Origin of the sequence: Paenibacillus xylanilyticus (assembly GCF_047246825.1) — a bacterium.
Lineage (GTDB): Bacteria > Bacillota > Bacilli > Paenibacillales > Paenibacillaceae > Paenibacillus > Paenibacillus xylanilyticus_B.
Map to the genome: position 1 here is coordinate 194,588 of NZ_JBFOLB010000007.1, position 16,668 is coordinate 211,255.

Consider the following 16,668-nt stretch of genomic DNA (forward strand, 5'->3'; position numbering starts at 1 on the left):
TATGTTTGTTTGCATTGCTTAAAGGATAAAAACTCATCTCATATGAGAATTCCTTACTTTATACATTTCATCTGTTTCGATATTTGATTCAAGAAGGGCTCTACTACGCGGCAGTAAGGACAAGTTTCGATTGTACTGGATTCTTCTGATTCTTGGGAGGAGTTCAAGAATGGAATCTCTATCTATCCATCTAACCGGATTAGCATTATAAATTGTAACAATTGCTCGCTCTAGTTCAACATAAATTTCACTGTCTAAGATTTCAGTGTTAATCTCTTTAGCAGATGCTTCTTTTGAAGGAAGATGCATCTCCATCCAATCACTTTCATACTTCATTAGCCAGGAAAATTGAGTTTGTGTATATGCAGAAATTTGAGATCGGGTAGTGCCAGGACCAAGTGCCCCTATGGTTTCCATGACAACCTCTTTGTATTTTTCTGCTTTATCTGCTTTTTCAAGATTTGCTTCAGCATAAGCTACTTCCAATAAGACATCCTTTTCATTATCTAAAAGTGCATTTCTTTTTAAATCAACAAAAGGCCTCATGTATTTGTATAATATACTCTTTTTAATTCCTAGCTCTTCACTAATTTCTGTGTAATTTAATCCTTTATCCCAGTATTCAATTACTTTCTGTACAAATAAAGATCCCCATGTTTCAATAACATATTCAGATGTCTCCATTTCATTAGATTTCATCTTTTTAACATAGATACAACCGCAATATGAACATTTAAATTTCCCAGTGACTAATTCATGTACTTGGCGTTTTATACTGGTAATTACAGGTTTATTATGATAAGTACACACTGGATTGAGACATTGCCAAGGACCAGTGCCAAAAGGGATTTTATTTGAATAAATTTCGGTTTGACTAAGAAATGATTTTACTGATCCGGATAAGAATCGCATCAATAGAATGTATATAACAATAAAATTCCCCATGTGACTTTTGTTAAATAAACGTTTTTCCCTAAACTCTCGAATTAATTTTTCTTCTGATAGACCAAATTTAGATAAACAATTCTCACCGTAGAACTCAGTTAAATTGGATATTATGTCTTTGTCTGAATTAAACTCTCCTCTAAAATCGATATAATTTCGAGCCCCAAGACACATCATAAATTTAAAGTATAACAAGTTTATTCCTGTCTCTTTTTCATTCATTAATGTTTCAATATCGTCTCGTATTTCTTGATCTATATTTTCAACTCTTACATCCCTATCTATCGGGATATAATGATTACAATAGTTACAATTAAGACTTATTAACATTTCTTTTCCATCTTTTTGAACCAAACGTTCTCCGCAATGAGTACATACAGAAATGAGTTCTCCACCATGTTTTAAACAGTGGCTTAGAAAAACAAATTGATGCATTCTATGAAGATAAACTATCTGATACTGAGTAAAATCTCCCAACATGCATTCAGGACAATATCTTTCCACTTTACTGATTTGAGAATTGAATTTTTTGTTCAGTAGTTTTTTTCTTAATGAATATATTTTCATTCCTTGTAATAAATTTTCTTGTTGTATCTTTGTGAGAAAAATCTTAACTACGGGGAAGAAAGTGTGATTTTCAATGATCTTATCTGTAAAATCTTCTGATACCCCTAATTCTAGTGATATTTGTGTGAGATTTATGGGATACACCACCTTTTGTGGTGAATTTCCGCCTAAAAGTTCCACTTTACACTTAGTGAATGTTTTTGCAGATCTCAAATAATACCTATGAAGAATACTACGAAAGTCCTCATCTGGATATGTTGGTGGGAAATAAATAATCTTCCCCATCTATTGTTCCTCCTCAATAGCAAATTCAACAAACTCGTCAAATGTTGCGACAAGTCCAGCTAGCTTGAGAGCTTCATCAATGGTTCTCTCTTGTCTATTAGCTCCATAGGAAATGAAACGTATATCATCTGCATCTAAGGTTCCTTTAGTTTTTATTTTGGCTTTTCGAGGTTTACTTTCTGTGATTGGATCTACTTTATTTTCTGTTTCTGAGTCTTTATATGCAAGAACCTTCTGCGCGATCAGGGAATACAGAAGTTCTACATCGACTTTTTCATTTCTATTCTCTAATTCAATCTGCTCTGAAAAAGCCATTGCTTTCTCAGACGTAGTTCCCATCTTCATTGCAAAGGCACATAATTGGTCAATTAATACTTTGCGGTTATTTTGGATTAAAATTAACTTGTGTTCTTCAGAAAGTTGACCGTCAATCGTTATTCGATGCTGAGCATCCATGATATATTTTTTGAAAACAATCCAATCGGGCTTCAAATCTTCATATTCATCAGGATCAACTTCCTCCTCTCCCCGTATACGTTCAAATATAGGTTGAACCAGTCGGAAAGTCTTACTTGCTACCGACTCTAGCATCTCTATAGTGATTGATTCTGTTTCCTCATACAATATTGCATGACACTGAATATGCATAAACAGTTTCACTGCAAAATCGGGAATTCCTAAGGTATGATAATACAACGCTGCCTTTAATTCAGGTGTAAGAGGAGTGAATTTTTTGGTATACTGCAGATCCCAAAGACCTTGTACAAACAAATCCCATTCAACGCCATCCTTCATTCGATCTGTTATATTTTCTGCATAACCATCTGGTATCCCCCTCCTTGTGTTTGCCAAAGATGTCTTAAACAGATACAACGCTTTAAATGTCCCAATCATAATAATCGGTATCCCAATAGAATTGGTAAGTTCGGTGATGAAATCAATCATTTTTGCTTCTCCACCAGAATGTCCTTTATGAATTCGTTGGATTTCGTCAATAACAAGCACACCTAAATTAATTTGACCAGCTACTTTTGACATTCTTTTCGCCAGCACCTCAGCTCGACCATCCTTCTCCGCAAGATCATCATAATAAGAAGTGCCTAAGAGTTTATCTACGGCAAAATAGAAATTACGACAAAGTGCACCCACAGATTTATTACTTGGGCACTCGATATGAAGCCATAGCACCTGCTTGCAAGCTAAATAGTCTGATTTGTATCTGGTATGGTGAATAACTTGAGGTATTAGACTCAGAACTCTCTCGTAGGATTTAGATTTCCCCATTCCACTCAACCCTATATCAGCCATCTGTTGAGCTGTTTGAACATTGCCCATTAAATTTTCTCCATATTCATTGGTTCCAGCGGACAATATTTTATCTAAGCCAATGGAAAGTTGTCTTTGGTACATGGGACTAATGGGATTCCTAGATTGATAACCAATCTTAATCATTGTATATAGATTTCTGTATTTTTCGAAATGGGATACAAGGGGTTGCCAATACATCGGTTTAATTTGTTGGACAAGTTCTAGTCGTTCTTCATCATCAAGTTGAGATAGATCACCTGTAAATCGGGGTACCGAATATAAAAGTTGATAAAGTTGCTCTTGAGTTAATCTAGGAGGAATAGCTTCTATGAGTGGATTATTTTGATATGCCTCTATGATTTGTGGATAATACTCTGCCTCTATTTGTCTTCCTTTAAGATATACATATCGATCCGAATTATTGTTCATTCGGTAACCGCCTCTCTTTACTTTTACTTAAGAGAAAAAGTTGCATTTTACTCAAAGGGGGATTGGAAGTATAAGCTTCCTGTAACGTTGATTTAGATTCAGTAAATGTAAAAGTCTTCTCATCCGTTTGACGTCGGGCAGTCCAAGAAGTCTCACTTCCAGTAATACGAGACTCTAGTTTTCTTTTGGCCCGCTTATTTTTATACCTATTAGACTTTGGCATTCCCTTTTGTCTCTCATTCATTTTTTCTCTTTCCAACTTAGTCAAATATTTAGCAGCAGCATCTAATTCGGATTCAATTTGGTAACGCTCGTTTTTTGCCATTTGTAATTTTTTCTTTTTGAAATTTAGTATAGATTTCACATCATCAATATGCATACCTTCATATTCCTTAAATTTTGCCGTTAGACTGCATTGCACAATCGAGCCATTTTTGAGTCGAATGAAAATACTGCTGCAGTTTCTAGGATCGTAGCTGACTTCAATTTGATGTTTACCCTCTATTTGTTCATCTTCGAACCAACCTTCCTTAACCCCAAGCTCACATGCATAATTTAGTTGATTTACATTAATACCACGCCTTGTTACAACTCCCTCTTCTTTAGGTAAGAGAACATATCGAATCAGGTCTCGAGGTTCTTCATGGAGTAAGCTTCGCTTAGCACCCCAATTCCACATGGAAATTGGTGTTAAATCCACATTATCTCTAGCCATTTCACTGGTTACTAGAAAATCGTCACTAAGCGCTTTGCGATTATACTCTAGTACAAATAAAATAACGATCTTGGTAAATACCTCGAAGGTATAGACACTCTTTTTGGAAGGATCAAGTTCCCCTCTTTCACGATGTTCCTTATGGACTGCTCCTGGTATCAGTTCTTTTACACGTCCACAAAAGTTTCTGAATTGCTGTTCGATATATGGTTTCAGATCTGCTCGGTACGAAGGAGGATTCGCTAAGCGAACATTCAAATTCACTAAATTATTCGAATTCTTGCTCTTCATCTCTCCACGATCCCCTACGATCTTTTGAGGAAGATGTTTAGATGGCCAATCCTCTTCATTAATGCTCACTCCATATTTAGCACAAAACTCCACCTTATCTGTAGAAGCATTTTCTAACGCCATCATATTTTCTGCCCAGGAATTCGTTTTAGATATATGCATGCCCGCAATTAAACGACTCATTACATCTTTGACAAAATAAACATGAGGTCTCCCAATGGCTGTAAGATAATCAGAAGAGAGTAAAATTACATCAGCAGGTGTAGAATCCGTTTCATATAATGCTCCCGGATTATGAATTTCCTCAGTAGGTGAACCCAGAAGAGCTCTGGCTCTTATCTCTGCTTTACGGTTCCCTACTTTGGCAGCCAAACGACTTTTTTTGTTATATTCATTTTGATACCAATATCTGAATTGTTTTATAGATGGACAATTAGTCATATTTACAATAGGGACCTTAATCTCATGCTTTCTAAAGAATCCTTCATTATAATGCTCCTCACACATATGTTTGTGCGTAGCAGTTAAATTCATTTTCAATGCCGAATGATATTTTTTTATAGCAGACTTAAATATTTCTTTATCTTTAGCTGTCACAATAAAGTTGTGGTCTTCTGTTTTTGGCCCTGTCTTTATGTTTATTCTTCTCTTGTCTCCCGTGACCCCTACATCGTTATAGTCATGTAATAAACCATTAATTGATTTCCCATAGAACCAATACCTTTTCAGTAGTAAATATATTGTTTTCTGTGGTTTTCCTGTTCGATCTGATTCACTTCTAATTAACTTCCCCCTTGATTCGCTCCAGAAAATTTCTGGTTCTTTATTAGCAATAGATTTTATTAAGTCAAATTTCTGGTCTCTCTCAGCTCTATATTTGTTTAAATACTCATCAGTAGGATTTAAAAACAATAGATCCGGTTCATAAGAGGAAATACTCGCTTCCTCCATCTCAAGTAAGCGAAGCAGTTCTCCATAATCTCGAAAATAGGGTAATTGTAATTTACGCTTATCATCTATGTTTACTAATACCACGTATGATTGATCAGGGGAAATCCAGAGAACCCGTTCAAGCGAGATCTCCTCATGTTCATCCGAAATACACTTTTGAAAAGCAACAACAGAGTTAATATAAATCACGATTTACACCACCTATTTACTTTTTGAACGTTCAATTTGAAGAGGAGCACTCTCTCGTATAGGTTCCATCATTGAAGTTGTCCATTTCTTATTAGCTAACATGTGTTTTATCATAAACATCGATGTCCCAGGTTCTACACCCAGTTGATTATCACAGTTAAGACACTTTTTGCTTATGGACATTGTCCGACTGAGAGATTGAAGTTTATATAGTAGAGGTTCTGCTAACATGTTAACCATTTCAAGATCCATACCTGGCCTACCTTCCAATCGTTTCGCGTCATATAACCAATCAATGTTTCGTATGAATGAAATAGGCCTCCCAACATCAAAAACAACTTTCCACTCTAAATTCAATTCTTTATAGTACTGACGCTCAATCTCGAATAGTTCCAAGGTTCTTTTGTTCAATTTATTAGTAGGTTTGATGGTACGTGGGTGCTCCTGAAGCTCACCATGTACACTCATCGTAGTAAGCATAAAGTCAGTGGACATAACTACATCCTCTCCTTTAACTTGAGGATGTTTGATATTCAGCCTCGCTGCAATTTCCTGAGTAGCTTCAATGGGTGTTAGAGGGTATTGCTCCCTAATGTCTACAACTTGATCAGACCAATCCTGAACAATTAAATATTGATATTCATATTTTGAGAGTGTGTGATGTATCCGATTAGAGTGCCACCCTAAAGTACGGGTAAGCCATCCCTCCGAAGCTACTTTATTGTCATTGGCTTTGATGAATGGAACATACTGTTCACCTCTACCTTGCCCTCGTCCATCCTTCAATCGATTAACGTGAGTCTTATTAATTGACATTTCTCACACTCTCCTTAAAGAAAAGACACATAACCTTGACGTTATGTGTCTCTCTAATGGTGTATATTTTCCTCATCATATCACAGATAAATAGTATTTTTAACTCTTTTTGTAAAAACTTGTCTAATAGGCAAGTTAGATCCATTCTCCTCACATCTACAGCTTGTTACGATCCTTTCTCTGCCTTTTTCTTCGTGGCATCCTCTTGAGTTGTTGCATTTGTGTAAAGTATGCCTCCCTATTCTTTGTACTGATTTCTACATCGTTGATACGACTACAAATAATATCAGGTTTGTTTTGACTAGGTCTTAGAATCAGTTTGTCTTCATGTACATTGTATTTATAGATAGTTATCATCCAGCCCTTAATCATCGCTTTCTCGTACCAGCGTTCCTTCAAGGCTTCTCTACAAGAGTAGTATTGATCTCGGAAACAAATTCCTTGTATTGTGACTAATGCGAACTGTTCCTGGTCCACAACTCTATCATCCATCCTTCATCCTCCCCTATCCTTTATTACTATCTTTATATCCGTATACGGATAATATATACAATATTATCGTTATATCAATTTAATTATTTTTGTTTTGCTTTCATCCCAACAGTAATTTTTATATTATCTTCCTCCGATAAGGTATATAAAGGAGAGTTGATAGAGATGTATAGACACTCAGTTCAAGATCAAAAATTAAAAAAAGAATTGTACAAGATTTGCTTCGAGGATATTACATTGCAAAATAAGCTACTCAATAAGCGTGCAACATGGTTTGAAGGTATTTTTCTACTCTCACTAGCAGCCAGTGTTATTTTGCTCATCGTTTCTGGGATTTTAATAGCTTTTTGGAACACGACCCTAAGCCCTATGTACGGAATAACTATGGTTGCTTTATTGGTTATTTCTCTTTGTTGTATGTTAGCTACAATTTCGTCTTCTCGTATACATATCAAATCACAGTACAAGGATTTAGCTTTTCTGATTGGTAAGAGTAAATTTAAGCTGGATCGAGAGGTTCTCTTCTCTATTCGATGTGATCAAGTTTACTATTATCTGAAGAACAATGATTACGATTATAATGCACTAGATGATCTCATTGCTTATTATTCCATTGAAGGGGACACAATTAAAAAAAATGGATGGGTTCCTTTTGCTATTTTTACAGCTTTCATCTTTCCCTTCTGGAATGAAACAGTAAGCAAATACCTAAATTGGACAGAAATTGATCAAATTGTTCCTTTAGTTTTGTTTGCTATTCTCCTTCCTATGGGGATTTGGGTGTGGAGACAAAATGTTGAATTGTTCATCTTCTCTAAACCCAACAACTATCTCGAAATTGCTAGAATTTTACGCACAGTAAAATCCTTCCCTAAGTTTTAAAGCCAGTTATACATATGAACTTTTAGAACTTAATATGAAAATCAACTTGTTATTGTACAGATATCAAAAGACGTTGTCATTCACAATGACAACGTCTTTTGATAAGCTTGTCTACGCTCCAAACATATTCTTGAGCACATTACGCATTTCAGGCTTGATTGAAATTTCCGGACGTCTCTCTATTGCGAGTTTTTCAGCTTCTTCAACTGTAGTAGCTTCACCCACGTTCATCAAAAGAGCTGTAGCTACTGTACCCGTACAGTTCCGGGCAACAGCACAGTGAAAGAATACTTTTTTACCTTCCTGAACAGCTTCAGTCACGGCTTGAATGGCGGACTTGATGGATTCTTCCTGATCATTCCGATTTTCAACAATTGGATAATGATATCGGTGTGAATCAGGAAATCCTTCTTGTGCCTTACCATCATCTCGGAGATCAAATACCTCAGTTACACCTTGCTCCTTGATCGCACTTAGAGCAGCATCTGCTCCCCCAATATATACTTTACCTTTCATGATAATTAGACATCGTTATTCTCCCCTTCTCTAGTTGTTCCTAACAGTAGCTTGGGCCTCCGCTAACGACGAGTTCAAGTCCATCATCATATCAACTCAGAGAACCTGAAAATTTTTACTAGTTTTTGAGCAGAGCTTGAATAAGGGTATCTTTTATACTCCTCAAAATTTTAAATATCCTACAAATTACAAAAAAACTGCCAAATGGCAGCTTCCTCATCATTGTTAAAGAAATAAATACAAGAGTTTCTGCAAGTAATATGTGAATGGAGGTCTGGCGGGTTATTGTGAATATAAAGAAGGTTACATCATTCACAATAAGCAATTGCAATAAAAATAGGAAAACCAATGAGTTTCAAATACTCCATAATGAAATTCAGATTATAGTTGTCCTTCTGGAACTAAATCATCAATAGTGACTTGAGATTCAAAGATTTTTTCTCTATTGGTTTTATATTTCGGATTAATTGGGGAATTTGTTCTCAGTCTCTCCGACATTTCTTGAGCCAGATCCCTGAAAGTCTTAAATGTCGACGGTTTGCAACCAGGCTTGATTCTCATAAGCCTACCAGATTTAGCTTTGGAGTCCCATGAAACAAAACCTTTTAATTCATGTTGTACACCGTCATTAAGAACTATTTCAATCTTATTTTCTATTTCTTTACATAGTCGCTTTCCTAATTTCGTAGGGTAAAGCCCCGGGTAAGTTGTAGCAACTGAAGCTGCTAGATCCTGCAGCGTGAAAACTTCTTTATCATTAAGGGATAATTCGACAAGGCTTGCAGAAACAAGAGAAATATATTTTGATTTTGGAGTAGAGGCACCAATTTTGAAGACTTCATGTATGAAACTTGGATAATCTATTGGCTGTGAAAAAAAGAATTCTAAGTCATCGTCATATATAGTCTTACCGGTAGAAGCAATAAGAGTTGGTTCTTTTGAAACAGAAAACAGTATAAAATCATATTGTTTTGTTTCCTCAATGATATATTCATGGTTATTTTTATTATAAACTATGGCAATATCATGGGTGTGTGTAGATAGATCATTCGAAGATACTCCCCCATTTTCAACCATTTCTTGAGGTGATAATTCACCATATTTACTCAATTGCTTAGCTTCAGTTTTCCCACTTTTACATTCAAAAGAAATTGCGTGGTTTTTTTCTAAATTGTTTAACACCAAATCAAATTTTACTTCAACATCTTTTCCTTTCTGTTGGACATCAAATTCTCGTTCAGTAAATTCAATTCTATAACCTGCCTCGAAAAAAACTTTAGGATAATTGGCAATATTAAGTGTCATGCTTGCGAGAATGTTAACTAAGTCCTGCTCTAGATAAGTCAACCTTGAGTCCAAACTCTCCTACCTCCAAAGTGGCCATCGCATCGATGTAGTGATTAATATTAGCGAGAAGCCTAAGAATTGTATTGCCACAAGAATACTTTGGTAAAGATACTCGGATAAATTCCTGATCAATTTCAAAAGTCAGTTTAGCGCCTGAATTTCCATGATGCATGTCAACTGCATACACACGGTATTGGTCGCGTCCTAGATCGTTAGGCATTCCCCATAATCGAAATGGCTCTTCTCCTGAAAATAAGAAATCAACCAATTTATTCGGTTGAACCCTCTTACTGAATTTAATTGTAATTGGGGTTCCTGACAAAAATCCTTCTTCAAAACTAAGACCGTAACTCTCAATATTGCTAATTGCTGAACTATATAAATCAACAAGATTATGCACAACTTGAGAATGATTTGAGTAAGAATTCCCCTTAGCAGTTATCTTTCCATCAAATCTAATATCATCAATAATGAAGCTAGATTTCTGTACATTTTCTCCTTCATCTTCTTTTCTTAAAAGAGAGACTTTAGATAAACCCATCATATGGGAAAATTCTGATTTCATGAGAATTTGAAAAAAATTCTTTGCAAAATGTCTATTTATATTCAAACTTACATCTTGGACATCTTCTGTGCTGTCGTTTCCTTCAATAAGAGAATCTTCTAAAGCCTCTTTGTACTTTACACCAATACCCCAAAGCTTTCCGAAGTCTATGGTTTGAAGTAAGAGGGGAACAGGTAACCATAATGTATCTAAGCCCTTTGTATTTTGAAACTTTCTAATAAAGCGATCAGTAATTTTTGTTGAACTAGCAGAATGAAGAATAACATATCTTCTAAATGTAGTATCAATAAAATAGTCCCCATCACTTGTATGTAGCCTTAAGAGAGATTCTTCTTCAGTTTCAATAACTTTAGATTTATCATCAACTTCCAATGCTTTAGACAAGAGTGTTGACAGCAATGAATCATAATTAGTTTGTTTGTTGATTTCATGTATTTCGATAATATACGTCTTTAATGCATTGCGACCATAACCATATTTTTGATATGTTGCATGGTCCGTATGATTCCTAGTAAGGATATTATCAAATAATAATTCTAGTTGGGCACGAGTTCTGATAGTGTCCATGATAGTCACTCCGTCTAATCAATTTTTACTCAGAGTATCATAATTTTTACGCTTTTAGGATGTTCAAAAGAATAATAAGAATTGAATTCAATTCTTCGTCGATTAAACAAGATTACTTTAAATATGTATCAATATTTAATACTATTTTCCTATGGATCATAACATACAATATATGATAAAGAAATATATCCTTTCCATTTTCGAAGATATATGTCCCATGGTGGATACATATTGTTTCTGCTTGTCAATGCACATCCCTTTGACTTTCTTTGATATTAAACTCAATGAGAAAAACCTTCCATTATTTTAGTTAAGGAAGGTTAGTATATATCACCAAGGTATGAGAATATATAATCTAAGGTTAGTGCAGAAGGTGCTTAAAGGTAGGACAGACTTATCAGCAAATTTCCTTCACTGCGAATATATTCTCTAATATATTCTATCGACTAACTACATATCTCCCCTACCTACACACAGTAAATGATGAGCATCCATCCCCTACTTGTTTTAGCTGTAAGAGCCTTTATGGATAAATCCCATACCCGAATAGTTTTCCTTCTTTGAGCTATTTACTTAAAATTTTATGAATAATTAGAGAATGTTTCGAATTTAAACTGCATTGTTTTTATAAATGCACTACAATGTGTAGTACACGTTTATTTAAAATTTTATATATCGGGAGGCTTATGATAATGTTACTTACATTATTAAGCATAGTGATGATTACCATTTTATCCGGGTACGTCGTGTTGAAAACCTATAGACGAAAAGATAGAGTCACAGGTATGCATGGAATGATGATCGCCATGAGCATTGGAATGATGTCTAGTCTTGCCCTTGGTTTTCAACTAGGCATTGTGTTTGATCATGATTTGGCTGTCCCTTCCATCATCGCTATTTTATTCGGTTTGGGGACCGGTTACTTTACAGGAAAACCTGTGAGTGTACTGGCATCGTTAGATGGAATGTTAGCTGGAATTATGGGTGGAATGATGGGAGCCATGCTCGGATCTATGCTTGGTTTTACCTATATCATGGCATTGTTTGTTGATATCCTATTTATCCTTATAATATGTGTGATTCTTCAAATAACAAGTTCAGATTCAAATGAAACCGATAAAAAAACAAGCAGTGGGATTAGCGTGCCCTTTATCGCAGGAATAATAACTGTTGCCTTTGGAACTGTATCGGTGGGTTTGCTGCTATTTAATCAGTATCAAGATAATCGAACCTCTGTAGTTTCTTCTCAAATTAAGGAACAGAATTCTGTTCAAGAAAATGCAGGCTATCAAGTTATTTCAGTAGATGTAAAAACCAATGGCTTTATCCAAGAAAATATTGTAGTCAAAGCCGGTGTTCCGACAAAGTTAAATTTCATAAAACAATCAGGCTATACGTGTATAAAAAGTGTTGGATCTACAGATTTAGGCATTGATGTTTACCTTGAAAAGGGAGATAACTTCATTACTTTAGATAATTTGAAACCTGGAACATACCATTTCAATTGTGGTATGTATATGTATTATGGGACTATTACAGTTGTATAATCGAGTTTCGACTGGTTTCCGCACAGTAAAAACGCTATTATCCCATAGTTTGGCTTGTAATGTCCGTTTTAAAGGGGGGGGTCATGCTTTCTTTTTTTAATGCAACTTAGAAGCATAAGTTTGTTGTGAGACCCAATAGAACGCAGTATTATAATTCAAGTAGACAGCCGACTAATTAGTCGGCTGTCTTTTCATTAAGCTAACGAGTAGGGTATTTCAATCGTAAGTAAGGAGTATAGTATTTACACAAAAAGACCGCCTTTTAGCGGTCAGATCGTATTACTTTTCTTTTTGTATCTTTAAAAGCCTCAAACTGTTAAGGGTCACAATCAAAGTTGCTCCCATATCAGCCAGAATAGCAAGCCATAGAGTAAGCCATCCCGGAACGATTAGTATTAAAGCTAACAACTTTATCCCTAATGAAAAGCCCACGTTTTGTTTAATGATCGCCAGTGTTTTTTTACTTAAACGGATAGTGTAGGGCAATTTCCGTAAATCATCTGCCATTAGTGCGATATCGGCCGTCTCAAGAGCAGTATCCGTACCTGCGCCACCCATGGCTATACCCACAGTGGAAGCCGCAAGTGCAGGTGCATCATTTACTCCGTCGCCCACCATAGCTACATGGGAATACTCTCCCCGGAGCTGCTTAATGTAATCCAATTTGTCTTGAGGTAACAGTTCCGCTTTAATCTCTGCTACACCTAATTGCTGCCCAATTGCATTAGCTGTCGCTTGGTTGTCACCAGTGAGCATGATTGTCTTTTTTACGCCTATAGAATGTAATTCACTAATAACAGCCTTACTGGAATCACGTACGGCATCAGCCACGGCAACTAAGGCAATGACCTCTTGATGCGTCCCCAGCACCATTACCGTTTTCCCTTGCATCTGAAGTTTAACAATCTGCTCACGTATTGTACCGGAAACATCAGCTTCCAGTTCATCAAATAGCTTAGGGCTACCAATATAATATTGTTGTTGCCCAACCGAAGCTTTGGCACCCTTCCCTGTAATTGATTGAAAGTGATCAACTGAAATGGAGAGATCGGCACCCATTTGTTCCGCTTTCCGGACAATGGCTGATGCTAATGGATGTTGTGACCCTTTTTCAATTACAGCAGCAATGGAAAGCATCTCAACCTCACTATGTTCTCCAAAAACAGTAATATCCGTTACCTCCGGGAATCCTTTAGTAAGGGTACCTGTTTTATCAAATGCAACAGCCGAAATGCGCCCAGCTTCTTCAAGATGGATGCCCCCTTTAATCAATACACCGTTTCTCGCTGCATTTCCAATAGCCGTAACAATCGAAATTGGTGTAGATATAACCAAGGCACAAGGACACCCTACTACAAGCAAGGACAACCCAGAATATATCCAATCTCCCCAGTCTCCACCCAACAAAGGCGGAATAGTGGCGATGCCCAAAGCCATTACCATAATGACAGGCGTGTAGTATTTAGCAAACCGGTCCACAAAAGCTTGAGATGGTGCTCGTTCAGCTTGTGCCTCTTCCACGAGATGAATGATTTTTGAGATTGTTGTATCTTCAACATGTTTGGTAACTCTGACTTCAAGCAATCCTTCCTCGTTTAGGGTACCGGCAAACACTTCATCGTCAACAGTTTTAGCGACAGGAACAGACTCGCCTGTGATTGCTGCCTGATTTAACGTCGATGTTCCTTTTATTACAACTCCATCCATAGCTAGTTTTTGCCCTGGCTTGACGATCATTACGTCTCCAACTTGGATATCATCAACACTTATGGTCATTTCAGCAGAACCACGTCGAATCAGAGCTTCTTTAGGTGCAATGTCCATAAGTGAACGGATCGACTGACGTGCCTTTTGCATTGAATACCGTTCTAAAGCTTCGCTAATGGCAAAGAGCAACACAACAACAGCACCTTCGCCCCACTCTCCGATAGCAGCTGCTCCAATGATGGCAACAGTCATCAGCGTGTTCATATCAAATTGCAGCTGAAATAAGTTCTTGATCCCTTTTTTAAACAGTTCATATCCGCCAATAATTATAGCTGCACCAAATGCTAACGCAGGAACGAGTGCTTCTTCTCCATAATACGAGGCTAAGTAATAACCTGCCGCCATCAACAAAAGTGACAAAAGCACATTCCAATTCTCTTTCCAAAAAGGCTCTTTCTTTTCTACTATCCGTTGTTTTTCAGGTGTTATCTTTAGGTTTTCAAAGGCACCTGCCTTTTCTAACTCTTCGACCGTTGCATTTCCCATAACAGTAATTTTGGCTGCCCCAAAATTAACCTGTGCGTCTGTGACACCAGGAAGATTTTTTACGTTACTTTCAAATTTACCAGCACAATTTGTACAGGTAAACCCTTGTACACGATAGACCTCTTTGTTACTTTTTTCTTCCTCATGTTGTTGCATGCGTCATCAACTCCTTGCTATGTGTTGAAGCTAAATGAACTAATTGGCGTACGTAATCATCTTCCAGTGAATAAAACGCCAACTTTCCTTCTTTCCTGTATTTAGCTACTCCAAGCTGTTTTAGCGACCTCAAATGGTGAGATGCGGTAGCAAGTGAGGACCCCGTAATGTTGGCGACGTCACATACACAAAGTTCGTCTTCTTCACATAAAGCAAACGCAATCTTCATTCGAGTTTCATCTGCCAAGACTTTAAACATCTTGGACATGCTTTTTATATCTTGCTGTTCCAATGCCTTTTGCACTTTACGAACCTTAGGCTCGTCATAACAGTAGATTTCACAACTATCCTTCATAAATATACCCTCCACTCAATCAAATTCTTGTTTGATTATTGTTACCTTACCATATTATAATAACTCAATCAAACGGAAGTTTGATTGATAGCGAACGAATAGCTTGTATTAACTCAATTTAAGGAGGATAACTATGTACGATGTGTTAGTTATTGGTGCTGGACAAGCAGGATTAGCCGCAGGGTATTACTTAAAACAAACTTGTCTAAACTTTATGATTCTGGACTCTGCATCATCAATAGGCGATTCTTGGCGACGCCGCTACGAATCACTTCATCTCTTTACGCCTCGTATGTATGATGGATTACCAGGAATGCTGTTGAATGGGGATAAAAATGGTTTACCGAGTAAAGATGAGATTGCCAGTTATCTTGAATCATATGCAAATTACATGGAGCTCCCGATCAAGCTGAAATGTCTAATTAAACGACTTTGGAAGAATGATAATCACTTCATAGTAGAATCAACCGATGGTATTATGGAGGCGCGCAAAATTATCGTTGCAACAGGTCCCTTTCAAGTGAAAAGAGTTCCACCCTTTTCTAAGTCCTTGTCAGAGGGCGTTATACAGTTACACTCTTCAGAATACTTAAATCCGGATCAATTAAGCCCTGGAAGCACGCTGGTTGTTGGTGGTGGGAATTCAGGTGCTCAAATAGCAGTGGAGTTAGCAAAAGATCAAACTAAAAACAATTCAGTATACATATCCGTAGCACGTGAAATTTCGTTCAAACCCTTGTATATCATGAATCGAAGCATTTTCTGGTACTTTGAAAAACTCGGTTTTCTTCGTGCTAACACTCAGAGTCCAGTTGGGAGATGGCTGAAAAACCAGACTGAGCAAGTGTATGGAGTTGAATTAAGACAACTAATTAAAAGTGGAAAAATAAATCTTTCTCCTCGCACACTGAACGCTAGTGGCAATTATATTTATTTTGAGGATGGAGCTCGGGTCGAGGTGAATAATGTAATATGGGCTACTGGATTTATGAGAGATGATAATTGGATTGATATTCAGGATGCATTTGATTCATTTGGTCAAATTCAACATAATGAAGGTATTTCCCAAGTTACTGGACTGTACTATGTCGGGTTACCATGGCAAAGTTCTAGAGGCTCAGCACTGTTGGGCTGGGTAAAATATGATGCTCAAAGAATCGTTGATCATTTAACTCTAACTACTAACCAATAATTGAGTTTAGATATCTCCTATGCTGCGCGTGAGTTTATTGACCGTGAATAGAAAACGATAACTCCTAAAAAAAATGTGGGCAGTCGAACATAAATGAACAGCACCATAATTGTTTACTCCATTAACAAATGGAAGTGCGGTTTATCAAAACTAATTTAGAACAGAAGCAATATCAAGAGCAGGACCCGAAGATTTTAGTCCATTTGCTGTATTTATGAGCTAGTCTTGATTAGAATGCCCTCTAATCGGCAATAAGTTCTTGTCCTTAGCTTGGGACAAGAACTTGATACCCTAAAAAAG

The 16,668-nt window shown here is 36.7% G+C and carries 13 protein-coding genes; 3 read left to right on the top strand and 10 right to left on the bottom strand.

Annotated features, from left to right (window positions below):
* Positions 1-33 precede the first annotated feature (33 nt).
* From AB3N00_RS27250 to AB3N00_RS27270, 5 genes are all read right to left on the bottom strand, one after another.
* Positions 34-1,797: a TnsD family Tn7-like transposition protein gene (locus tag AB3N00_RS27250; protein ID WP_110821649.1), complete on the bottom strand. Its 1,764-nt coding sequence runs from the start codon at positions 1,795-1,797 to the stop codon at positions 34-36.
* Entirely contained in the window at positions 1,798-3,534 is a 1,737-nt protein-coding gene (locus AB3N00_RS27255; RefSeq protein ID WP_110821648.1) for an ATP-binding protein, read from the bottom strand.
* Positions 3,524-5,680, bottom strand: a complete 2,157-nt coding sequence (locus tag AB3N00_RS27260; protein WP_110821647.1) for a Mu transposase C-terminal domain-containing protein — start codon at positions 5,678-5,680, stop codon at positions 3,524-3,526. Before AB3N00_RS27260 ends, AB3N00_RS27255 begins: the two co-directional genes overlap by 11 nt.
* 12 nt (positions 5,681-5,692) lie before the next feature.
* Complete coding sequence (locus AB3N00_RS27265) at positions 5,693-6,496, bottom strand: TnsA endonuclease N-terminal domain-containing protein (protein ID WP_110821646.1); 804 nt, start codon at positions 6,494-6,496, stop codon at positions 5,693-5,695.
* A gap of 156 nt (positions 6,497-6,652) precedes the next feature.
* Positions 6,653-6,988: a hypothetical protein gene (locus tag AB3N00_RS27270; RefSeq protein WP_110821645.1), complete on the bottom strand. Its 336-nt coding sequence runs from the start codon at positions 6,986-6,988 to the stop codon at positions 6,653-6,655.
* 165 nt (positions 6,989-7,153) lie between these two features.
* Between AB3N00_RS27270 and AB3N00_RS27275 the strand changes: the two genes are divergently transcribed.
* Positions 7,154-7,870, top strand: a complete 717-nt coding sequence (locus AB3N00_RS27275) for a hypothetical protein (protein WP_110821644.1) — start codon at positions 7,154-7,156, stop codon at positions 7,868-7,870.
* A gap of 111 nt (positions 7,871-7,981) precedes the next feature.
* Here AB3N00_RS27275 and AB3N00_RS27280 read toward each other — a convergent pair whose 3' ends face one another.
* The 3 genes from AB3N00_RS27280 to AB3N00_RS27290 form a co-directional block, all read right to left on the bottom strand.
* Entirely contained in the window at positions 7,982-8,386 is a 405-nt protein-coding gene (locus AB3N00_RS27280; protein WP_110821643.1) for a dual specificity protein phosphatase family protein, read from the bottom strand.
* A gap of 381 nt (positions 8,387-8,767) precedes the next feature.
* Positions 8,768-9,733, bottom strand: a complete 966-nt coding sequence (locus tag AB3N00_RS27285) for a hypothetical protein (RefSeq protein ID WP_413037355.1) — start codon at positions 9,731-9,733, stop codon at positions 8,768-8,770.
* Complete coding sequence (locus tag AB3N00_RS27290; protein WP_110821640.1) at positions 9,705-10,865, bottom strand: hypothetical protein; 1,161 nt, start codon at positions 10,863-10,865, stop codon at positions 9,705-9,707. Before AB3N00_RS27290 ends, AB3N00_RS27285 begins: the two co-directional genes overlap by 29 nt.
* Before the next feature lie 692 nt (positions 10,866-11,557).
* Here AB3N00_RS27290 and AB3N00_RS27295 point away from each other — a divergent pair.
* Positions 11,558-12,412 carry a cupredoxin domain-containing protein gene (locus AB3N00_RS27295; protein WP_181429896.1) on the top strand — a complete coding sequence of 285 codons (855 nt, stop codon included), beginning with the start codon at positions 11,558-11,560 and terminating at the stop codon, positions 12,410-12,412.
* Positions 12,413-12,691: 279 nt separating this feature from the next.
* Here the strand turns inward: AB3N00_RS27295 and AB3N00_RS27300 are convergent, their stop codons facing one another.
* Both AB3N00_RS27300 and AB3N00_RS27305 read right to left on the bottom strand, forming a co-directional pair.
* Positions 12,692-14,821 carry a heavy metal translocating P-type ATPase gene (locus AB3N00_RS27300; protein WP_110821638.1) on the bottom strand — a complete coding sequence of 710 codons (2,130 nt, stop codon included), beginning with the start codon at positions 14,819-14,821 and terminating at the stop codon, positions 12,692-12,694.
* Positions 14,808-15,176: an ArsR/SmtB family transcription factor gene (locus tag AB3N00_RS27305; protein ID WP_110821637.1), complete on the bottom strand. Its 369-nt coding sequence runs from the start codon at positions 15,174-15,176 to the stop codon at positions 14,808-14,810. Before AB3N00_RS27305 ends, AB3N00_RS27300 begins: the two co-directional genes overlap by 14 nt.
* 133 nt (positions 15,177-15,309) lie before the next feature.
* On the opposite strand from AB3N00_RS27305, the gene AB3N00_RS27310 reads away from it, so the two are divergent.
* Positions 15,310-16,368, top strand: coding sequence for a flavin-containing monooxygenase (locus AB3N00_RS27310; protein ID WP_110821636.1), 1,059 nt, complete (start codon positions 15,310-15,312; stop codon positions 16,366-16,368).
* Positions 16,369-16,668 lie beyond the last annotated feature (300 nt).